This window comes from Pseudoalteromonas sp. L23, assembly GCF_021728455.1.
Lineage (GTDB): Bacteria > Pseudomonadota > Gammaproteobacteria > Enterobacterales > Alteromonadaceae > Pseudoalteromonas.
Window position 1 is genome coordinate 241836 of record NZ_JAKKCW010000007.1, and the last position, 20800, is coordinate 262635.

A 20800-nucleotide genomic window follows, 5' to 3' on the forward strand; every position below is an offset into this window, starting at 1 on the left:
TCAAACAGTGTGTTAAAGAGGAGATCACTGACCTTTCTTAATCACATATTTGTAAGGAGATTCGGCCACTGCTTTGGCAACCAAAGTGTGATCCATAAATTCACAGAAGCTCGGAATGTCCCTTGTCGTTGATGGATCATCTGCGATAACTAACAACGTCTCACCTAAGTTCATCCGTCTCACCATGCCTCTAATCATCATTACCGGCTCCGGACAACGTAAGCCTACTGCATCTAAGGTGTGGTCGGTATTATCAAAACTCATTGTGGGTGGCCTTGTTAGTTACGTTGTTAGTGACGAAAACTGCTATTTTAACCGCATGTTGTAAGTAAGCTCAAGTTTGGATAACTCAAGTCTGATACCAATTAGTCTTAATACTTGTTCAATTTGAAGGAGCAAATCTGACGCTAACTGCGTTAAAAATTTCTCATTTAGAACAACTAAATAGCAAAATATTTGCCTTGTTATCGACAAAATTTTCTCGCCTCAAAATAGACCACTTAATTAAGATAATTGGTATTAGCCAGCCGAGGTGAGGTAAATGCGGGTAATAAAAAAGGCAAAACAGCTGTGCCGTTTTGCCTTGGTCACCAAGTTGAAGTTGTGTGCTGGTATTGTCTTATAAAAGCCCAGTACCAGCTGGTTGGAATTAGTTATCTACGCGCTCGAATACGGTAGCGATACCTTGGCCTAAACCAATACACATAGTTGCAAGACCATACTTCGCGTCTTTCTCTTCCATTAGATTGATAAGCGTTGTGCTAATACGTGAGCCTGAGCAACCAAGTGGGTGACCGAGTGCAATTGCACCACCGTTGAGGTTCACTTTCTCATCTACTTTGTCTAGTAGACCTAGATCTTTTAGCACTGGTAGTGATTGTGCTGCAAAGGCTTCGTTTAGTTCAGCAACATCAATATCATCGATAGTAATGTCCGCCTGCTTCAAGGCTTTTTGTGATGCTGGAACTGGACCATAACCCATGATGGAAGGATCGCAACCTGCGACTGCCATTGACTTAACACGAGCACGAATTGGAAGACCGAGTTCTCTTGCTTTAGACTCGCTCATGACCAACATAGCTGAAGCACCGTCAGAAAGCGCTGAAGAGGTACCTGCAGTTACCGTACCCGATGCAGGGTTAAATACAGGACGTAGCTGTCCTAGACCTTCTAGGCTTGTCTCAGGGCGGATAACTTCGTCATGCTCGACAAGTACAGGTGTACCATCGGCATCATGACCTTCCATTGGCAGGATTTCTTTTGCAAAACGCCCTTCAAGGGTTGCGGCATGTGCGCGCTGGTGTGAACGTACGGCAAATTCATCTTGCTGCTCACGACTGATACCATGCATTAGCGCTAAGTACTCAGCTGTTAACCCCATCACGCCAGCAGCTTGCGCAACTGATGTCGCAAGGCCTGGGTGAAAGTCATTACCATGTGTCATTGGTACGTGACCCATGTGCTCAACACCACCGATAAGGTAAGTGTCACCAGCACCTGTCATGATAGCGCGAGCTGCGTCATGCAATGCCTGCATTGACGAACCGCATAGGCGGTTCACGGTTACCGCCGGTACGGTGTGAGGAATGCCAGCTAAGAGTGCAGCATTACGACCAACGTTAAAGCCTTGCTCTAAAGTTTGCTGTACACAGCCCCAGTAAATATCATCAATTGAGTCTGGTGCTACTTGAGGGTTACGCTCAAGTAGGCCTTTCATCAAGTGTGCGCTGAGGTCTTCGGCACGTTTATGCTTAAATACACCGCCTTTTGAACGGCCCATTGGGGTACGAATACAATCTACGATTACCGCGTTTTCCATGTTACTGGCCCTCCACTTGATAGAACACTTTACCTTCATCTGCCCACTGTCTAGTTTGCTCAGAAACTCGATAAATTTCACCAAGATGAGCGTACTTATCAGCCATAGCTACAAAGTTTGCGAGGCCGATTTGGTCTAGATAGCGGAATGCACCACCTCTGAATGGAGGGAAGCCGATACCGTAGATCAGTGCCATGTCTGCTTCTTGCGGTGAAGCAACAATGTTTTCTTGCAGACACAGTAACACTTCATTGATCATTGGCACCATACAACGCTCAATAATCGTTTGTTTATCAAATTCAGTTGGTGCGTCACAAATACCGCTCAGCAGCTCAAGCGCGCTGTCGTCTTTACTCTTCTTCAAACGACCTTTGCGATCTGGTGCATATTGGTAGAAGCCTTTTTGGTTCTTCTGACCAAAGCGCTCAGCCCCCGCAAGTACTGCGACAGGGTCTTTGTCTTTACGTGCCATGCGAGTAGGGAAGCCATCAGCCATTACACCAGTACAATGGTTTGCCGTATCGATACCCACTACGTCTAGTAGGTACGCTGGACCCATTGGCCAGCCGAAGACATTTTCCATAACCTTATCTACTTTTGCGAAGTCAGCACCTTCTACAACAAGTTGGCTGAAGCCTGCAAAGTAAGGGAATAGAACACGGTTCACGAAGAAACCTGGGCAATCGTTAACAACGATAGGAGACTTGCCAAGCTTTAAGGCATAATCTACCACTGCAGCAACGGTTTCATCCGATGTTTGCTCGCCACGAATGATTTCTACCAATGGCATTTTTGGCACTGGGTTAAAGAAGTGCATACCACAGAAGTTTTCTGGCTTCTCAAGTGCCGTGGCTAACTCATCAATACGAATAGTTGATGTGTTTGAAGTCAGGATCGTACCTTCTGGTAATTGCGACTCTAAACTCGCCAATACCGTTTTCTTGACTTTAGGGTTTTCAACAACGGCTTCTACGATGATGTCTGAGCCTTGTAGATCGTGATCGTTGAGCGTTGCTTTGATTTTACCTAAAGTGGCAACCATCTTGTCCATTGACATGTGGCCGCGCTGTACTTTTTTACCAAGTAGTTTTGCAGCCTCACCCATACCAAGGTCTAGGGCACCATGCTGGATGTCTTTCATGACAATTGGCGTACCTTTGTAGGCCGATTGGTAAGCGATACCGCCACCCATAATACCAGCACCAAGTACCGCTGCTTGTTTGATCTCTGTTTTACTTTGTTTTGCTTGTTTCTTGGCAACCGTTTTGATGTATTGATCCGCTAAGAAAATACCGGTTTGCGCTGCGGCTTCTGCCGTTTTGGCAAGCTTAGCAAAGTTTTGGTTTTCGAGTGCCATCGCTTCTCTGCGACTAAGGTTTGCTGCCGCTTTAAGCGTTTGTACCGCCATCATTGGTGCTGGGTAATGACCTTTGGTTTTTGCCATGACTAAGCCTTCGGCCATACCAAAGCTCATACCTTGCTCAACACGATTCATCTTCAATGGGTCAAGCTTGATTTGGCGTTTCGCGCGCCAATCTAATTTACCTGCAATGGCTTGCTCCAAGGTACGAATAGCGGCAGCCATGAGTTTGTCAGTAGGTACTACACCGTCAACCGCACCCACTTTTAGTGCGTCATTCGCTCGGTTTTCTTGACCTGTGGTTATCCACGTCATTGCGTTGTCAGCGCCGATTAAGCGAGGAAGTCTTACGGTACCACCAAAGCCCGGCATAATGCCAAGCTTAACTTCTGGTAGGCCAATTTTTGCGTTGTCAGTTGCAATACGGTAATCCGTGGCGAGCAACCACTCGCAACCACCGCCAAGCGCAAGGCCATTTACTGCCGATAGTGTAGGGAAAGGTAAATCTTCTATTGCGTCGAAGACATCGGTTGCGGTTTTAATCCAACCAACAAGTTCTTCTTCTGGGCGTTGGAAAGTCGGAAGGAATTCAAAAATATCAGCGCCAACAATAAAGTGGTCTTTATCGCTGGTAAAAATTAAGCCGTCGATGTCGTCGCGCTGGCTCAATTCGATAAGTGCTTCGTGGCTTTCCTTTAGTACTTGCTGAGATAGTTTGTTTACTGAGCCTGGTAGGCAAAACTTAAACTCAGCGATATTGCCTTTGCAAAAATCAACTACAAAGGACTCGCGTTTGATTAACATACATGTTCTCCCGTGCTTTACACTGGTACGATGAGTTGTAATTTCAATCAGTGTGGATCCTTTGGCGGCAAATTGCAATGAAAAATTTACCGCACATTTACTGAAATACCTGAGTCGGTTTGCTATGGTGGCTTAACGCACCTCGCATTTAGTGTCATTTATGAGCATGCTCGCAAGTGACAAGCCGAGTTTTGGTCTTCAGCGCCATCTTTAGATAAGCATAATTTGGCTGTATTTCAATTTAGGTGTGTATTCTTTTGGCAGATAAAAAAGGGTTTGCATGACATATTGGTTACCCCGCTTAGCTGCAGGCAGCTTATGTATGGTGAGCTGGCTCTGTGCAGCCGATAGCACTCACGACGAATTTAAAGAGGCTGAGCGTGTCGCTTGGTCTGGTAATTATAATAATTTTAAAGCTGCAACAGCGCAGCTCGATCATCCACTTAAGCCATACGTTGAAATGGCATTTTACAAGCGTCACCCTAAACTCAAGTACCAGCAGGAAATTCAGCACTTTTTAACGGTATACGAACACACCCCATTAGAATGGCCTGTACGTTCAGCTTGGCTCGATTATTTAAAGCGGTATAAAAAGAAAGCACGATTCATCGAGTTCTATCGTGAAACCAGTGATGTTGAACTCAAGTGTACGTATTTGGTGTATCAGTTGGACTTGGGTGCACCGAAAAAAGCCATTCTTGATCAGGTAGCCGATATTTGGACGGTGGGAAAGTCTCAGCCCAGAGCTTGTGATGGTCTTTTTAACCAATGGCAAAAAGCGGGGTATAGAACGCCTGAGCTAGTCTGGCAGCGAATTTCTAATGCTGCACAATCTGGTCAAACGTCACTGCTAGACTATCTTGAGAAGCTGTTACCAAAAAATGAGGCATACCTTGCCGAGCTATATAAAAAGGTTCGCCAAGATCCGAGTGCCGCTGCCGGGCTTTATCGGTTTAGTAAACGTACTAAAAAAGAAGCCGAAATTGCGGTATATGGTATAAGACGCCTCGTTTGGCGCGATCCTGATTTAGCGCTGCGTGCCTGGCAGAAGATGCAGGATATGTTTACCTTTACTCAGCGGCAAAAGGATAGTGTTGCTTATCGTTTCGCTCTAGCGCTTGCGTCTAAAGGGCATGAAGACGCACGGTTTTGGCTTAATAAAGTGCCCAAATCGTTGCAGGACAGAAAGCTACTACAGTGGCTGATGAGTAACATGCTGAAAGAGCAAGATTGGGAAGGGATTTCGGCCTTATTCGTGGGTCACGAGCAACTAAGCAATGGTCAACAATACTGGCTTGCATATAGCCTCGCGAAGCGTGACGAGTTAGCTAAGGCTAACGAGATTTGGCAGCAATTAGCACAAGAGCGTGATTACTACGGTTTTTTGGCTGCTGCGCGTTTAGGATTACCAGTCTCACTGAATGAAGAGCCGTTAAATGTTGACCCCAGCATTGTCGAACGAGTATCTCATGCGCCTGGTTTTAAGCGAGCAAAGGCTTTATACGAACTGGAAAGGTACACTCAAGCACGTCGAGAGTGGAACTACCTTACTAACACCTCAAGCAAAGAGGAAAAGCTTGCAGCATCCATATTGGCTGCTGACTTTGATTGGTACGACAGCACTATTTTTACTCTTGCACAGATCAAAGCTTGGAATTACGTTGATTTGCGTTTCCCGATAGCGTTTAAAGAGCTGTTCACTAAATATAGTGAGCGTAATCGAGTCGATGTTGCATGGAGCATTGCGATTGCTCGCCGGGAAAGCTCTTTCGCACCGGATGCACGCTCGAGTGCGGATGCTCACGGTTTAATGCAGCTGCTGCCAAGCACTGCCAAATACGTCAACAACCGCAAACGCGTGGCAAAAAATCGCCTATATCATCCGGCCACAAACATTCGCTTGGGGACCAGTTATTTAGAGTATTTGAAGCGTAAAAATGCTGGAAATGAGGTTTTGGCGACAGCATCGTACAACGCGGGTTATCATAGAATTAAGCGTTGGCTGCCGTCAGAGGCTATGCCTGCTGAGCTTTGGATTGAGCTGATCCCGTACCGAGAAACACGTGACTACGTAAAAAATGTGATGGCATATCGACAGGTTTACCATACCCGCCTTGGTCGTGATGGCAACATATTGGCAAGTATCTTGGATATGAAAATTGTGAAATAACCGCACATGGCTGGTGCTTAGACTCAGTTCGTCGTTTTTAGGTAGCAGCTATGATAGACTCGATAGTATGTGAATTTTTGAAAATGGGTACACCATGGATAAGTTAGCAAATTTATACGCAGAGCACATTGCCACGTTGCAACAGCGTACAAGAACGATAGTAGAACGAGAAGGACTGGATGGACTTGTGATCCATTCGGGGCAAGCAAAGCGTCAATTCCTTGATGATATGTACTATCCGTTTAAAGTTAACCCGCAATTTAAAGCTTGGTTGCCTGTTATCGATAATCCGCATTGCTGGATTGTGGTTAATGGCAGTGACAAGCCGAAACTCATTTTTTATCGTCCGGTTGATTTTTGGCATAAAGTGCCTGACGAGCCGAGAGATTTTTGGGCAGAGTATTTTGATATTCAACTGCTGGTTAAGCCAGATCAGGTTGAACAGTTACTGCCATACGACAAAGCAAACTATGCCTATATCGGTGAATATTTAGAGGTTGCACAAGCGCTTGGCTTTACTCAAGTGAATCCAGAGCCGGTGATGAACTTCTTGCATTATCATCGTGCATATAAAACTCAGTATGAAATGGCATGTTTACGTGAAGCAAGCCGTCTTGGCGTGCTTGGCCACATGGCGGCGCGCGATGCCTTCTTTGCTGGTGGTTCCGAGTTTGAAATTCAACAAGCTTATCTTAATGCAACTCAGCATATGGAAAACGATACGCCATATGGCAATATTGTCGCCTTGAATGAAAATTGTGCGATTTTGCACTATACCCATTTTGAGCGTAAAGCACCGAGTAAGCACTTATCATTTTTGATTGATGCCGGTGCAAACTTTAACGGTTATGCGTCAGATATTACCCGTACTTATGATTTTGCTAAACAAGGTGAGTTTGCCGAGTTGGTGAAAGTCATGAACGATCACCAAATTGAATTGGGCAAAGCATTACAACCGGGCAAACTATACGGTGAGCTGCATATCGATTGTCATAATCGTGTGGCGCAAGTGTTGAGTGACTTTGGTATTGTTAAGCTTGGTGCTCAGGCCATCGTCGAGAAGGGGATTTCTTCCACTTTCTTCCCTCATGGTCTCGGTCACCATATTGGTCTACAGGTACATGATATGGGCGGATTCATGGCTGATGAAGCCGGCACGCACCAAGCACCGCCTGAAGGTCACCCGTTCTTGCGTTGTACTCGTAAGATAGAGGCTAATCAGGTGTTCACTATTGAGCCTGGGTTGTACTTCATCGATTCATTGTTGGAAGACTTGGCGCAAACAGAAAACAAACAGTATATCAATTGGGATAAGGTTGATGCACTGAAGCCTTACGGTGGTATCCGTATTGAAGATAACATCATTGTGCATGAAGATAGACTAGAAAATATGACGCGAGATTTCGGTCTCGAGTAAGCTGACTTCTAGCGCTAAAAGTAAGTATATTTGGGGGCCGATTGGCTCCCTTTTAGTTTGGAACATTATGTCTGAATATTTCATTCCGAGTGAATCAATTAGTCATCATGAGGAAATTAAGAAAAGCACGTTTATCGTACATTTGGCCCACACGCCAACCATCGAAGATGCTAAAGCGTTTATTAAGCAGATTAATGACGCGTATCCTGATGCACGGCACAATTGTTGGGCACACATCGCAGGGGCACCAGGTGGCAGCCATGTGTTAGGGTTTTCTGATGATGGTGAGCCTAACGGGACCGCTGGTAAGCCAATGCTCAATGTGCTAATGGGATCAGGGATTGGTGAAATAACCGCGGTGACGACGCGTTATTTTGGCGGTATAAAACTTGGCACCGGGGGGTTGGTTAGAGCTTATGGTGGCACGCTTAATAACGCACTAGCACAGCTAAGCACGACTAAAAAAGTACCGGCTTCTATTATTGTTGGCCACAGTGATTACCATCTTCAAGGTGTGATAGAGCAGCTATTACAAAGCCAGTTTACAGTGCTAAATTTAGATAAAGAATACACGGCTAATATTACCTGGCAAATAGCAGTAGATAGTCGTGAAACACAACAAATCATTGATGCTATTTATGAATTAACCAATGGTGTTGTATTATTTAAGCAACTCAAGGAGTAGGTTCTACTTCTTTACATTCACTAATTAACCTCTGGTTAAATAACAAAAAGCGCAGCGTACAAAATGCAATTTCGTACCATAATAAAAATACTCGGGCAGTTAGTCGCTCTATTTAGTATCACTATGGTGCCACCAGCCATTGTATCTTTGATATACAAAGATGGTGGTGGTGTACCTTTTGTTTTAGCTTTCATTTTTAGTGTGCTGATGGGTTTGTTTGCGTACTACCCAAACCGCAAGGAAAACGGCGATCTTAAAGCCAGAGAGGGCTTCTTAATCGTTGTTTTATTCTGGTTGGTACTGGGATCGTTTGCATCATTGCCGCTCATTTTCTTAGATAAACCGAATCTATCTTTAGCAGATGCCGTGTTTGAAGCTTTTTCTGGGCTGACAACTACTGGGGCTACGGTATTGACGGGTATAGAACATTTACCCAAAGCGGTATTATTCTATCGCCAGCAGTTGCAGTGGCTTGGTGGTATGGGGATCATCGTATTGGCCGTAGCCGTTCTTCCTATGCTTGGGGTTGGTGGCATGCAGTTATATCGTGCCGAAACACCAGGTCCAGTTAAAGACTCAAAGATGACACCGCGCATTGCCGATACCGCCAAGCACCTTTGGTATATCTATGTGTCTCTAACGGCAGCTTGTACGCTGGCTTACTGGATAGCAGGAATGAATTGGTTTGATGCTATCTGTCATGCGTTTGCTACGATAGCTATCGGTGGCTTCTCGACTTATGACGCTTCTATGGGCTACTTCGATAACCCGCTCATTAACGTTATTTGCGTCATCTTCTTGCTGATTGCTGCCATTAACTTCTCGCTACATTATGCTGCTGTGTCGAGCCGCAATATTAAAGCCTATTTGCGAGATCCTGAGTTTAAAGTCTTTCTATTTATCCAGTTAGCGTTGGTAGTGATTTGTTTTGCGGTATTATCGTCAAGCAATGTCTATGAAACGGGTGATGAAACCTTAGATCAAGCGATGTTTCAGGCTGTGTCAATTAGTACGACTGCAGGGTTTGCGACCGATAGCTTCTCAACGTGGCCGCTGTTTCTACCTATTCTCTTGATTTTCTCTAGCTTCATTGGTGGCTGTGCTGGTTCTACAGGTGGTGGGATGAAGGTTGTGCGTGTCTTCTTACTCTATTTACAGGGGATCCGCGAGCTTAATCGTTTAGTGCATCCACGCGCTATTTACTCGATAAAATTAGGCCGCAAGGCATTGCCTGATAAAGTGGTGGAAGCAGTGTGGGGGTTCTTCTCGGCTTATGCGCTGGTGTTTGTGATTATTATGATTGCATTACTGGGGACGGGACTCGATAATATTACTGCATTTTCAGCAACTGCGGCCTGTCTAAATAACTTGGGCCCAGGATTGGGAAGTGTTGCAGCGCACTACGGCGACATTAGCGATGCAGCAAAGTGGATCCTTACTCTTGCTATGGTCTTTGGCCGCTTAGAGATCTTCACGTTGTTAGTCTTATTTACTCCTACCTTCTGGCGTGGGTAACTGTGCTTAAGTTGTGGGCTCTTTTGCTAGGAGCCTACAACTGACAGTACCACTACCTTGTTTCTGCCCTTTGTGACAAGTTGTCATCTTCCTTTTGAACTTCGCAAAGAAAAAGTTAATAAAAATTTCAAAAACTCGGATTTTCGGGGTTTTCAAGTGTCAGTATTTTTACAACGATTTAACTTGGAGGCGACGATATTGCTTGCCACACGCTTTTCAGATAAAGGGTTTAAAGTGATTGAGGGATTTGCTGCTAGCCATGAGCAGGACTTGGGTATGCAGCTTATAGAACGAAGCGTAATACAGTTAAATAGCTTAATCGATGAGGTCGGTTACTTGCAACATAACCAGCCCACATTAGGTAGTGCTCAATCATATGACTTGTTTCATCAAATTGGCTGTGAGAGTGGTATACGGTTTGTTGTTCAAGTGATTTCAGAAAATGAGCTCTGGCAAAAGCGCCAAATACCAGCGATTGTCGATGACTTCGAGACGGAGGGAGCTGGCTGCTTATTCAAGCATGATGTCTCGGGTATATTATTTGTTGCTAAGCGTAACAGCGAACCTATGATGTTGTTTATTGAGGATAACGAGCTTGGTATGCCACAAAGTTCGCTTGAGGTACAAAGTAAAATGATGACGTTAAGAGATGGTGCGATAATATTAAAAAGCCATTTTTTAGTCAAATAGACGGATCTTTGCTAGATATTGCTGATGGTCGGGGAGTTGTAATTAATCTGAATTCAGTTTTAAATGGCCTTCCGCTAAAACTGCTACAATAAAAAAGTAGTAGAGTGAACTCAGGAAGGGTTGGATCCATGTTAAAAACTCAAGAGGTTGGGCAAGAAACTTTGCTCACCGCAATCAGCGCTGGAAGTATTGTTGATTTAGAAATTTGTTTACCGGCAAATAGTAAAAGAATAAAAACAGAATATGTCGGTATGCTACAAGGGGCGTTTTTAATTCTTAACCATCCCAACCCTAAGCGATTAGGCGCGGCGCTGGACTTTGTTATGGAAGGGACTTCGGTTATCGTTCGGGCTTTGCTCGAAAATGGTGATGGCCAAGTCATTGCATTCAAATCGCAAATCAAAGCGGTTTCAGTCCATCCCGCGCGGCTTATTTTTCTCTATTTACCCGAAAAGGTACAAACCTACAAACTCCGCTCGCAAAACCGGGTGCCAACCTTAATCCCCGCTAAGTTTCACTGTCATGGCAGCAAAGATGTTGGGGTAATAAAGGACATCTCACTTGCTGGTTTACAGCTCGACTTAACGTCAATTGATGCTGAACATATGGAAGAAGGTTTAAAGTGCGAAGTGTTTATCGAAGGTAAAGAAGGGAATCAGATCTCGCTAGAAGGGGATATTCGGCGTATAAAAAGTCATGAGCAAATCGTCTCTCTAGGCATTCACTTAACCTCAGAACCAGAAATAATCCGCAGCGTATTAAAAGACTATTTAATCGATTTATCTATTTTTCAAGACCAACAAGATACCTAGTGAGTACGGCGCTTTACACCATTTAAATGAGATAATTCACCCTTTAAATTGATTGGAGAATTAACTCAATTGGCATTAAACGAATAAAGCGCTTACCTGGAAGAGTTTTTCCACAACACCGATTTGCTTTTTATCGATTAGGAACATGATCACATGGTCGCCAGAGAGAATTATAGTATCGTCATGTGCGATCAGTACATCTTCATCACGGACAATGGCACCGATAGTCGCACCCGGCGGTAATTTGATATCGCGAATAGCACGACCGACAACCTTAGAGGTGTTTTCATCGCCATGTGCTACAGCTTCAATGGCCTCTGCAGCACCTTTACGCAATGAATAAACGTTAACGATATCTCCACGACGAACATGGGTGAGTAGCGCTGATATAGTCGCTTGCTGTGGTGAGATGGCAATATCAATGTCGCCACCTTGCACGAGGTCGACATAGGCACCACGTTGAATAAGCGCCATGGTCTTTTGTACGCCCATACGTTTTGCAAGCATCGCAGCCATAATATTGGCTTCGTCGTCATTCGTCACCGCGATGAACACGTCTACTTGCTCTATATGTTCTTCTGATAGCAGTTCTTGGTCTGAGGCATCGCCACAAAAAACTACTGTATTATCAAGCGTTTCAGATAGTTGTGTGGCACGAGCTTGATTGCGTTCAATAAGCTTGACGCTATGGTTCTTGTCTAATGAACTTGCCAATCCCGCACCTATGTTACCGCCACCGGCAATCATAATTTTCTTGTAAGAGCGTTCGAGCTTTTGTAGCTCGTTCATGACCGCACGAATATGCTTGGTTGCGGCGATAAAGAAGACTTCATCATCGGCTTCAATTACGGTGGTGCCGAGTGGCTTGATGGCTTTGCCTTGGCGATAAATAGCGGCAACGCGGGTGTCGACGTTTGGAATATGCTCTTTTAATGCAGAAAGTGCATAGCCAACGAGTAAACCGCCGTAATAAGCTTTAACCGCCACGAGTGACAGCATGCCCTCTGCAAATTGCAACACCTGCAAAGCGCCTGGGTAATCTATTAGCCTGCGGATATATTGCGTTACTAGCTGCTCCGGTGCGATGTAATGGTCGACCGGTAGGTCGTCATTGTGAAACAGCTTTTCTTTGTACTTTAAGTATTGCTCAGAGCGGATCCGCGCAATTTTGGTTGGCGTATTGAAAATACTATAGGCAACCTGGCACGCAACCATATTAACCTCATCCGAGCTGGTTACGGCGATTATCATGTCGGCGTCCTCAGCACCTGCTTGACGTAAGATCTCAGGGTGAGCACTGTGGCCAGTGACTCCCTGTAAATCGTATTTGTCTTGCAGCTCTCTTAAGCGCTCGCCATCTATGTCGACAACGGTAATTTCATTTTCTTCACCGACGAGGTTTTCTGCCAGTGTCCCGCCGACTTGGCCGGCGCCTAAGATGATGATTTTCATATTGGTTACGGTCGATTTTCTATTATTGTTTTGTCAACTTTGCGTAGTAAAACCCATCACTCAATCCGGGTAATAGCTGCAAGCCTGGTTGTGTTTGTGTGTCTGCATCATGCAAAGGTACAAGCGTTGCATCAGAGGTCGCAGAAAGAAAGCGTGCGATCTGTTGCTGGTTCTCTTGTGGTAGTACCGAGCAGGTAGCATAAACTAGTGTGCCACCGGGCTTAAGCAATGGCCAGATTTTATCAATAATTTGTGCCTGTAACGTCACCAAGTTATCAATATCAGAAGCACGTCTTAGCCATTTGATGTCCGGGTGTCTTCTAATAACGCCAGTTGCAGAGCAAGGTACATCCAATAAGATGCGATCATATTGCTCGCCATCCCACCATGTTTCAGGGTCACTTGCATCGCCCTCAAGGCATTTGGCCGACAATCCGATCCGTTCAAGGTTTTGCTCCACACGTAGCAAGCGATCACCATCAGCGTCAATTGCAGTCACTTTGGCGTCAGCTAACTCCAAAATATGGCAAGTCTTACCGCCTGGAGCGGCACAAGCATCAAGAATATTTTCACCTGCTTGTGGCGCTAATAATCTCGCGGCTTTTTGGGCGGCTGCATCTTGTACTGAGCAAGCGCCAGCGGCAAATTGTGGTAGCGCATAAACGTCAATCGGACTATCAAGCAAGATCCCGTCTGGGTATTCGCTATGAAGCTGATAGGCTATCCCTTCTTGGTCTAGCAGAGCTGCGTAATCGGCAGTAGAGAATTGCGATTGGTTTACACGTAGCCACATAGGTGCTTGTTGTTGATTCGCTTCTAAAATAGCTTGCCATTGAGTTGGGTAAGCGGTTTTTAGTTGATTGATAAACCAGCCCGGGTGGTTGTATAAACAAGCAGGGATTTCGGCTGCACTGGTTTCTAGTTCGACCTGATGACGTTGGAAGCTGCGTAAAATTGCATTAACTAAGCCTTTCATGCCGGGCGCTCTTAGTGGCGCAAGTGCGTTTACCGTTTCGGCGACTGCAGCATGAGCTGGTACGCGCATATGTTGTAGTTGGTAAATACCCACATACAGCAAAAACTGGAAAACACGGCGCTTACCTTTAAGCGGTTGCTCAAGTAACTGCTGGCAATAGTGTTCAAGTGAAGGCAAATATCTTAAAACGCCGTAGCAAATTTGCTGTAGCAAGGCTTTGTCTTTACCGTCTAACTGGCTGGTGGCAAGTGGTAATTGAGCACTTAATGATGCGCCTTTATCGACGACTTGAAATAGGGTTTGGGCAGCGAGCGCGCGTACATTACTCACGCTTCACCAACCTTAGTACCAATTGCTACCCAGTCGGCTCGACCATTCAAAAAGTCTTGTGCAGACATAGGCTTTTTACCTTGTGGTTGTAAGGTGTGAATTTCCAATGCCTGTGTGCCACAGGCAATTACGATACCGTGCTTGTCTACACGTAGCACATGGCCTGCATCACCTTGCTCGTCAACTACCTTCGCCTGCCAAATCTTGACGCTGTTACCCGCCATATTGGTAAAGCAAACCGGCCATGGATTAAACGCGCGGATGTTACGTTCAATTTGCGCAGCTTCCATCTGCCAATCAATGTCGGCTTCTTCTTTACTTAGTTTCTTAGCATAATTCGCTAGCGTATCGTCTTGCTTTTCTGGCGTGATCTCGCCCGCAGATAAGCGCGTGAGCGTATCGATCAGTGCATCAGGCCCAAGTTCAGCAAGCTTGCTGTAGAGATCTGCACTGGTATCAGTCGCTGTAATAGGGCAGCGGGCGATGTGCAACATATCACCGGTATCTAGGCCCTCGTCCATTTGCATGATGGTCACGCCAGTTTCATTGTCGCCAGCCCAAATAGCACGCTGAATAGGCGCTGCGCCTCGCCATCGTGGTAAAATTGAGCCATGAACATTCAGGCAGCCAAGTCGAGGAGTATCTAAAATGGCTTTTGGTAATAATACTCCGTAGGCGACAACAATCATGACATCGGCATCAAGTGCAGCTAGTTCTGCCTGTGCTTCCGATGTTTTTAATGATTGCGGTTGTAGCACTGACAGGTTGTGTTCTTGTGCTAACACTTTTACTTCACATGCTTTGAGCTTTTTACCACGTCCAGCTGGACGGTCGGGTGGGCAGTACACTGCCACGACGTCATGTTGTGATTGAATAAGTGCGTCAAGGTGGCGCGCTGCAAAATCAGGCGTGCCTGCGAAAACGATACGCAAAGGATTACTCACGAAATACCCTAAAATCAGTTGGTTGGAGATTGGTTAAGCTTGCTTTGCAGCGAACTTAGCTTCTTTTTCAAGCTTCTTACGAATACGGTCACGTTTAAGTGGTGATAGGTAATCGATAAATAGCTTACCAACTAAGTGGTCTAATTCGTGTTGAATACAAACGGCAAGCAAACCATCAGCGTCCAGCTCATATGTTTCACCACGTTCGTTCGTTGCCTTTACCGTGACCGTTTCAGCGCGATCTACTTTTGCGTATGAATATGGTACTGACAAGCAGCCTTCTTCGCTCACTGTAGTACCATCGCGTTTGGTTATTTCTGGGTTGATTAATACGCGTGGCTCATCGCGCTCTTCAGAAACGTCAATAACGACGATACGCTGATGAATATCAACTTGCGTAGCCGCAAGGCCGATACCATTTTCATCATACATTGTTTCCAGCATGTCTTTAACTATTTGACGTACTTCGTCATTAACCTCTGCTACAGGCTGTGCAACAGTGCGTAAACGCTCGTCTGGAAACTTTAAAACTTCTAATATAGCCATGATTACCCTAAATCAATTTATCGTGTAAGCTAGTGTATGGTCTTATTTTAGCCATTCAAGTTCCCCTTTAACAGGTTTTGGTGGATAATAACCAAAAATAACCACAAGGAAGCCATCATGAAATATCCGATTGCTGCATTAATACTCGCTAGCTGCTCTGTTTTCTCTGTGAAAGCGGACACTTTGGCTGTAAAAGCAGATGCACCACAGCGTTATGTGGTGAAAAAAGGCGATACCTTGTGGGATATTTCAAAAATGTACCTACGTTCTCCATGGAAGTGGAAGCAATTGTGGCAGTGGAATCCTAGTATTCAAAACCCAGATCTGATTTATCCAGGAGACAGTCTTAAGCTACTTTACGATGAAAATGGCAATCCAATACTGGTGTTAGACAAAGGTGTGAAGAAGCTGTCACCGCATACACGTATTGTTAACCAAAAAGTGGCTGCTATTCCTACCTTGCCACTACCCATCATGGAACCGTTTTTGCGTTTTGAGCAAGCACTTTCTGAGTCGGAGTTTTCTGATAGCCCAATTGTACTGGGAGCTAATCGAAATATTAAAAATGCGACTCCGGGTCATCTTTTGTATGTTAAAGCTGATTTAGTAAAAGGTGGGCACTATGCCATCTATCGTCGCGGTGAAATCTATCGTGCAATAGACAGCCAACAATTGCTTGGCTTGGAAGCTGTGTTAGTTGGTTCTGGCCACGTGGTTGAGCAAGGTGACCTAGCTGCGGGGCGTCCGGCAAAGCTACAGTTAGAGGTTGCCAAACAAGAGGTTAGAGCTGGGGATATTGTACTACCCATATCTACCGGACAAAGCTTTCCGGCACAGTTTTCTATGTCTCGTCCTGAGGAGCAAACTTTGGGCCGTATTATTGCGAGCGATAATAAGCTCAGAGAGTTTAGTACCATGAGTGTTGTGGTACTAGATGTGGGCAGTAAAGCACAGCTAAAAGAGGGACATGTCCTTGATATTATAAGGCAATCACCTACAGTTATAGAAAGTCAACACGGTCCGCGCTATATTGAAGATGCATCACGACTTGACAAACTGATCACCGAAATGGGATCTTGGTTTGGTGAGGGAAACGATGACGATAGCGTGGTATGGCATATGCCAAAGGAAAAAGTCGGTGAGCTGATGGTCTTTAAAGTGTATGAAGACTTAAGCTACGCTATGGTTGTTGAAACTTCGGAGCCGATCCGCGTTGGTGATCATGTACAAGCATTCAAGGAAACTGCCAGTAACTAGGTGGTAGAATTTCTCCTTGAGTGAGTCAGTAAACTCAAGGAGAGAGTATGAAACAAGCTAAACTAGCTCAAGCTTTGGCATTAACCCTTTGCCAAGGGCTGGGTATCAAAACCATCACTGCATTACTTAATCACGTCTCCCTTGCGCAATTATTCACATTAAGCCAAGTTGAGCTTTGTCAGCTTGGGCTACAAGAAAATGTTGCTGCCAATTTAGCGAGCACAGATTGGTCTCGTATCGAGCACATATTGGCTTATTGTCAATGTCAGCAAATTCATGTTGTATCTTTGTTTTCTCCTGAGTACTCCGAGCAACTAAAAGAGATCTGTAACCCTCCCTTAGTGCTCTTTTGCAGAGGGAACATTGCGTTATTAAAACAACCACAAATTGCGGTTGTCGGTAGTCGTAGTTCAACGAGAACTGGGCTTGGGCTTGCACATGAATTTGCACAGGGCTTAAGTCGCTCGGGGTTGGTGGTGACGTCGGGTATGGCGAGAGGGATTGATGGCGTAGCGCACCAAGGTGCACTTGATGTTCAAGGAGGAACCATTGCCGTGCTAGGGACAGGCGTTGATGTTGTTTACCCCAAACGCCATCAACGGCTTTATGAAGACATCGTGCAGCATGGTTTGGTGGTGAGTGAATTCTTACCAAATACTCAAGCAAATAGTAATCACTTTCCGCGGCGTAATCGCATAATCTCAGGTTTATCTTTGGGTGTTTTGTTGGTTGAAGCCGAAGTAAAAAGTGGCTCGCTGATTACTGCACGCTATGCACTGGAGCAAAACAAGGAAGTATTTGCGATCCCTGGCTCAATTAAAAATCGATTAAGTAGCGGTTGTCATTACTTGATTAAGCAAGGCGCAAAACTCACCGAAAATATTGAGGATATTTTGGAAGAAGTGAGCTTTTTTTGTGAAAACAGTCTATATAGTATAGAAATAGGGGAGCAAAAAGAGGAGCAATGTCCCGTATTAGAAAACCTTGGCTTTGAGGTGACGTCAGTCGACACTTTAACGCAAAGGACCCAGTGGCCAGTAGAGCAGGTGATTGCCAGACTATTGGACCTAGAACTCGAAGATAAAGTAGAGCGTGTACTCGACGGCTACATAAAACTCGCGAGGGGTTAAGAAGATGTTTGATATTTTAATGTATTTATTTGAGAACTATATTCACAGTGAGGCAGAAATCTTTGTCGAACAAAATGAACTCACCGATGAACTCCTTCGCGCCGGCTTTAATCAAGGCGAAATATACAAAGCGCTTGATTGGCTTGAGCAACTTGCAGATTTACAACACTGTGACGAAAACCCCTATTTAAATGCTAAACCGGACCATGCAACGCGGATCTACACCGACAGCGAATGCAATATGCTAGACGTTGAAAGCCGTGGTTTTTTAATGTTTGTGGAACAAGTCGGAGTGATTGACAGTACCACCAGAGAAATGGTGATGGATCGCTTATTCGCGTTGGATAAAACCTATATCAGCCTAGATGATTTAAAGTGGGTGATACTAATGGTGCTATTTAATGTGCCGGGTAAAGAACATGCTTATGCGCAGATGGAAGATCTGATTTTTACCGAGCCTGCATCTGTAGTTCATTAACTCTGCTCTAGCATGACAAGTTTCCTTCGGTAAGTTGAGGTCTTGACCTCAGCTTACCGCCTTTCAAATAATGGTTACTACTTAGTTGAAAACGCTGATATCAAATACTTGCAAGGGGGAATTTCCATCATTTCCTTGACCCTAAAAACGAGGCGATTATATTAGGCGCATATTTGCACAAGGGGGCGGTGGTAAAGCGATGAGTAAAATAGACCATGCATTATTTAATGCAGACAAACATGCATTAGAAAAAGAGTATGAAGTATGTCCAGAATGTGGCTCTGAGCTGGTAATCAAAAACAGTAAAAATGGTCCATTTATTGGCTGCGCTAGCTACCCGACTTGTGATTATATTCGCCCGCTCGCACATCATGATAGCCATGTAATTAAAGTACTAGAAGATGTGGCTTGTCCTGAATGTGGCAAAGATCTAGTGATAAAAAATGGCCGCTACGGCATGTTTATTGGCTGTACTGGGTATCCTGATTGCCACTATATTGGTCATGAAGATGCGCCACCCACAGCGGCGTTGCCTGCGTGTCCAAAATGCCAAAAAGGCAACCTAATTCAGCGTAAAAATAAGTTTGGTAAACACTTTTATAGCTGTGACACTTACCCAAGTTGTAAGTATACCTTGAACGCCAAGCCTGTAGAGCAGGCTTGTCCTGAGTGTCATTGGCCCGTGCTGGTGGAGAAAACCCGAGCGGGTAAAGCTGTGCTACAATGCCCGCAGAAATCATGTCAAAAGATAGTGGAAATACCGTGAGTAATGACAATAAAGCGGATGCTGCGACAATAACAACGCCCGAGTCGGCACTTCAAGCTGGCAAAGTGATCTGTTATCCAACGGAAGCCATTTATGGTTTAGGTTGTGATCCTGATAACCAAGATGCGGTCACTAAGTTGCTAACAATCAAATCTCGACCCATAGAAAAAGGGTTAATCTTAATTGCCGACAATTATGGTCAATGTTTGCCCTACGTGGATGACAATAAAATCCCGATGGATAAGCGCGCTGATATTTTTTCGTCATGGCCAGGCGCCATTACTTGGTTATTGCCAGCGAAAGCCAGTACGCCGCATTGGTTAACAGGGGGACACGACACTATCGCTATTCGTGTTACTAGCCATCCCATTGTAAAGCAGTTGTGTCAACGTTTTGGTAAGCCGATTGTATCTACCAGTGCCAATGTAACGGGTCAAACTCCAGTTGTTTCGTTGTCGGAAGCTCGTAGCCAGTTTGGCTCGCAAGTTGGCTATTATGTTGAAGGTGAGTTAGGCGGTAATACGACCCCAAGCGTCATTAAAAATGCAATGACTGGCCAAGTGATCCGAGGATAAAAAGTACCATGAGTAAAATAAACCTAGAGACCGTAAAAGCCTTTTTATTACAACTACAAGATAATATCTGCCAAGGCTTAGAGGCTGCCGATGGTAACGCTCAGTTTGTTGAAGATGCCTGGGAGCGTGCTGAAGGTGGTGGCGGTCGCACTCGCGTGATCCGTAATGGCGATGTTATTGAGCAAGGCGGGGTAAACTATTCACATGTTTTTGGCGCTTCCATGCCAGCCTCTGCGACGGCACACCGTCCAGAGTTAGCAGGCAGAAGCTTCCATGCCTGTGGGGTATCTTTAGTGATCCACCCGAAGAATCCCAATATTCCAACTAGCCACGCCAATGTGCGTTTTTTTATTGCTGAGAAAGAAGGTGAAGAGCCGATTTGGTGGTTTGGTGGCGGTTTTGATTTAACCCCATTTTATCCAGTTCTTGATGATGTGAAGCACTGGCACCAAGTAGCAAAGGATTTGTGCGCACCATTTGGTGACGCGGTATACGGTGACTACAAAAAGTGGTGTGATGAATATTTCTATTTAAAACATCGAGATGAGACTCGAGGTGTGGGTGGTTTATTCTTTGATGACTTAAACCAATGGGGCTTTGAAAAGAGCTTTGCATTTATGCAAGCTGTTGGTAATGGCTTCCTTGATGCTTATCTGCCTATTATTGAAAAACGCAAAGATACACCGTATAGCGAACAAGAGCGTCAATTCCAGCTATATCGCCGAGGCCGTTACGTTGAATTTAATCTGGTATGGGATAGAGGCACATTGTTTGGTCTACAAACAGGTGGACGTACCGAGTCTATTTTAATGTCGATGCCACCATTGGCACGTTGGGAGTATGACTTCCAGCCAGAGCCAGGATCGAAAGAAGCTGAGCTTTATAATTATCTTACACCAAAGAATTGGTTGGTGATGTAATAGAGTAAAAAAGGAGCCGAAGCTCCTTTCAGACTGTTGAAAAAGGGCTGGACACAGATCTAGCCCTTTGATCTAATAAGCGTAGTGAGTTTAGGGAGTTCACCATGCTTAAAGACAAAACCCCTCAGCAATATGAACTAGAAATGGTCGCTAT

At 45.0% G+C, this 20800-nt stretch carries 19 protein-coding genes; 12 read left to right on the forward strand and 7 right to left on the reverse strand.

Annotated elements, in window-relative coordinates; all coding sequences use genetic code 11:
* Positions 1 to 24: 24 nt before the first annotated feature.
* From tusA to fadB, 3 genes are all read right to left on the reverse strand, one after another.
* A complete protein-coding gene (gene tusA, locus L3V43_RS13770; protein ID WP_010376829.1) occupies positions 25 to 264 on the reverse strand; it encodes a sulfurtransferase TusA in 240 nt (79 codons plus the stop codon).
* 385 nt (positions 265 to 649) lie between these two features.
* Complete coding sequence (gene fadA, locus L3V43_RS13775) at positions 650 to 1819, reverse strand: acetyl-CoA C-acyltransferase FadA (protein ID WP_237116676.1); 1170 nt, start codon at positions 1817 to 1819, stop codon at positions 650 to 652.
* 1 nt (position 1820) lies between these two features.
* Positions 1821 to 3983: a fatty acid oxidation complex subunit alpha FadB gene (gene fadB, locus L3V43_RS13780; RefSeq protein ID WP_237116675.1), complete on the reverse strand. Its 2163-nt coding sequence runs from the start codon at positions 3981 to 3983 to the stop codon at positions 1821 to 1823.
* Between the two features lie 280 nt (positions 3984 to 4263).
* Between fadB and L3V43_RS13785 the strand changes: the two genes are divergently transcribed.
* The 6 genes from L3V43_RS13785 to L3V43_RS13810 all read left to right on the forward strand — a co-directional run bounded on the left by L3V43_RS13785 (position 4264) and on the right by L3V43_RS13810 (position 11272).
* Positions 4264 to 6153, forward strand: coding sequence for a transglycosylase SLT domain-containing protein (locus tag L3V43_RS13785; RefSeq protein ID WP_102055796.1), 1890 nt, complete (start codon positions 4264 to 4266; stop codon positions 6151 to 6153).
* 94 nt (positions 6154 to 6247) lie between these two features.
* Complete coding sequence (pepQ, locus tag L3V43_RS13790; protein WP_010604170.1) at positions 6248 to 7570, forward strand: Xaa-Pro dipeptidase; 1323 nt, start codon at positions 6248 to 6250, stop codon at positions 7568 to 7570.
* A 67-nt stretch (positions 7571 to 7637) separates the two neighbouring features.
* A complete protein-coding gene (locus L3V43_RS13795; protein ID WP_095729699.1) occupies positions 7638 to 8255 on the forward strand; it encodes a YigZ family protein in 618 nt (205 codons plus the stop codon).
* A gap of 63 nt (positions 8256 to 8318) precedes the next feature.
* Positions 8319 to 9770 carry a TrkH family potassium uptake protein gene (locus tag L3V43_RS13800; protein ID WP_010604172.1) on the forward strand — a complete coding sequence of 484 codons (1452 nt, stop codon included), beginning with the start codon at positions 8319 to 8321 and terminating at the stop codon, positions 9768 to 9770.
* Between the two features lie 156 nt (positions 9771 to 9926).
* Positions 9927 to 10460, forward strand: a complete 534-nt coding sequence (locus tag L3V43_RS13805; RefSeq protein ID WP_233525194.1) for a hypothetical protein — start codon at positions 9927 to 9929, stop codon at positions 10458 to 10460.
* A 128-nt stretch (positions 10461 to 10588) separates the two neighbouring features.
* Positions 10589 to 11272, forward strand: a complete 684-nt coding sequence (locus tag L3V43_RS13810; RefSeq protein ID WP_010604174.1) for a flagellar brake protein — start codon at positions 10589 to 10591, stop codon at positions 11270 to 11272.
* Positions 11273 to 11347: 75 nt separating this feature from the next.
* Here the strand turns inward: L3V43_RS13810 and trkA are convergent, their stop codons facing one another.
* The 4 genes from trkA to def are packed head-to-tail and all read right to left on the reverse strand — an operon-like array spanning position 11348 to position 15520.
* On the reverse strand, positions 11348 to 12724 hold the full coding sequence (trkA, locus tag L3V43_RS13815; RefSeq protein WP_010604175.1) for a Trk system potassium transporter TrkA: 1377 nt from the start codon (positions 12722 to 12724) through the stop codon (positions 11348 to 11350).
* 22 nt (positions 12725 to 12746) lie between these two features.
* A complete protein-coding gene (rsmB, locus tag L3V43_RS13820) occupies positions 12747 to 14030 on the reverse strand; it encodes a 16S rRNA (cytosine(967)-C(5))-methyltransferase RsmB (RefSeq protein WP_237116674.1) in 1284 nt (427 codons plus the stop codon).
* Positions 14027 to 14974 carry a methionyl-tRNA formyltransferase gene (gene fmt, locus L3V43_RS13825; RefSeq protein ID WP_235368488.1) on the reverse strand — a complete coding sequence of 316 codons (948 nt, stop codon included), beginning with the start codon at positions 14972 to 14974 and terminating at the stop codon, positions 14027 to 14029. The genes rsmB and fmt overlap by 4 nt, the downstream gene beginning before the upstream one ends.
* A gap of 33 nt (positions 14975 to 15007) precedes the next feature.
* On the reverse strand, positions 15008 to 15520 hold the full coding sequence (gene def / locus L3V43_RS13830) for a peptide deformylase (RefSeq protein ID WP_102055799.1): 513 nt from the start codon (positions 15518 to 15520) through the stop codon (positions 15008 to 15010).
* A gap of 117 nt (positions 15521 to 15637) precedes the next feature.
* On the opposite strand from def, the gene L3V43_RS13835 reads away from it, so the two are divergent.
* The 6 genes from L3V43_RS13835 to hemF all read left to right on the forward strand — a co-directional run bounded on the left by L3V43_RS13835 (position 15638) and on the right by hemF (position 20646).
* The gene (locus tag L3V43_RS13835) at positions 15638 to 16777 is read left to right on the forward strand and encodes a LysM domain-containing protein (RefSeq protein ID WP_237116673.1); all 1140 of its coding nucleotides are present in this window, start codon (positions 15638 to 15640) and stop codon (positions 16775 to 16777) included.
* Positions 16778 to 16824: 47 nt separating this feature from the next.
* Positions 16825 to 17907: a DNA-processing protein DprA gene (gene dprA / locus L3V43_RS13840; RefSeq protein WP_237116672.1), complete on the forward strand. Its 1083-nt coding sequence runs from the start codon at positions 16825 to 16827 to the stop codon at positions 17905 to 17907.
* Positions 17908 to 17911: 4 nt separating this feature from the next.
* Complete coding sequence (locus tag L3V43_RS13845) at positions 17912 to 18385, forward strand: DUF494 family protein (RefSeq protein WP_237116671.1); 474 nt, start codon at positions 17912 to 17914, stop codon at positions 18383 to 18385.
* Between the two features lie 199 nt (positions 18386 to 18584).
* Positions 18585 to 19151, forward strand: a complete 567-nt coding sequence (locus L3V43_RS13850) for a type I DNA topoisomerase (protein ID WP_010604181.1) — start codon at positions 18585 to 18587, stop codon at positions 19149 to 19151.
* Positions 19148 to 19726, forward strand: a complete 579-nt coding sequence (locus L3V43_RS13855; protein WP_010604182.1) for an L-threonylcarbamoyladenylate synthase — start codon at positions 19148 to 19150, stop codon at positions 19724 to 19726. The genes L3V43_RS13850 and L3V43_RS13855 overlap by 4 nt, the downstream gene beginning before the upstream one ends.
* Positions 19727 to 19734: 8 nt before the next feature.
* Positions 19735 to 20646, forward strand: coding sequence for an oxygen-dependent coproporphyrinogen oxidase (gene hemF / locus L3V43_RS13860; protein WP_235368485.1), 912 nt, complete (start codon positions 19735 to 19737; stop codon positions 20644 to 20646).
* Positions 20647 to 20800: the final 154 nt, after the last annotated feature.

What these genes read in the sequence shown, in the direction of transcription:
- tusA (WP_010376829.1), bottom strand. Translation starts at nt 264, where the DNA reads ATGAGTTTTGATAATACCGACCACACCTTAGATGCAGTAGGCTTACGT.
- fadA (WP_237116676.1), bottom strand. Translation starts at nt 1,819, where the DNA reads ATGGAAAACGCGGTAATCGTAGATTGTATTCGTACCCCAATGGGCCGT.
- fadB (WP_237116675.1), bottom strand. Translation starts at nt 3,983, where the DNA reads ATGTTAATCAAACGCGAGTCCTTTGTAGTTGATTTTTGCAAAGGCAAT.
- L3V43_RS13785 (WP_102055796.1), top strand. Translation starts at nt 4,264, where the DNA reads ATGACATATTGGTTACCCCGCTTAGCTGCAGGCAGCTTATGTATGGTG.
- pepQ (WP_010604170.1), top strand. Translation starts at nt 6,248, where the DNA reads ATGGATAAGTTAGCAAATTTATACGCAGAGCACATTGCCACGTTGCAA.
- L3V43_RS13795 (WP_095729699.1), top strand. Translation starts at nt 7,638, where the DNA reads ATGTCTGAATATTTCATTCCGAGTGAATCAATTAGTCATCATGAGGAA.
- L3V43_RS13800 (WP_010604172.1), top strand. Translation starts at nt 8,319, where the DNA reads ATGCAATTTCGTACCATAATAAAAATACTCGGGCAGTTAGTCGCTCTA.
- L3V43_RS13810 (WP_010604174.1), top strand. Translation starts at nt 10,589, where the DNA reads ATGTTAAAAACTCAAGAGGTTGGGCAAGAAACTTTGCTCACCGCAATC.
- trkA (WP_010604175.1), bottom strand. Translation starts at nt 12,724, where the DNA reads ATGAAAATCATCATCTTAGGCGCCGGCCAAGTCGGCGGGACACTGGCA.
- def (WP_102055799.1), bottom strand. Translation starts at nt 15,520, where the DNA reads ATGGCTATATTAGAAGTTTTAAAGTTTCCAGACGAGCGTTTACGCACT.
- L3V43_RS13835 (WP_237116673.1), top strand. Translation starts at nt 15,638, where the DNA reads ATGAAATATCCGATTGCTGCATTAATACTCGCTAGCTGCTCTGTTTTC.
- dprA (WP_237116672.1), top strand. Translation starts at nt 16,825, where the DNA reads ATGAAACAAGCTAAACTAGCTCAAGCTTTGGCATTAACCCTTTGCCAA.
- L3V43_RS13845 (WP_237116671.1), top strand. Translation starts at nt 17,912, where the DNA reads ATGTTTGATATTTTAATGTATTTATTTGAGAACTATATTCACAGTGAG.
- L3V43_RS13850 (WP_010604181.1), top strand. Translation starts at nt 18,585, where the DNA reads ATGAGTAAAATAGACCATGCATTATTTAATGCAGACAAACATGCATTA.
- hemF (WP_235368485.1), top strand. Translation starts at nt 19,735, where the DNA reads ATGAGTAAAATAAACCTAGAGACCGTAAAAGCCTTTTTATTACAACTA.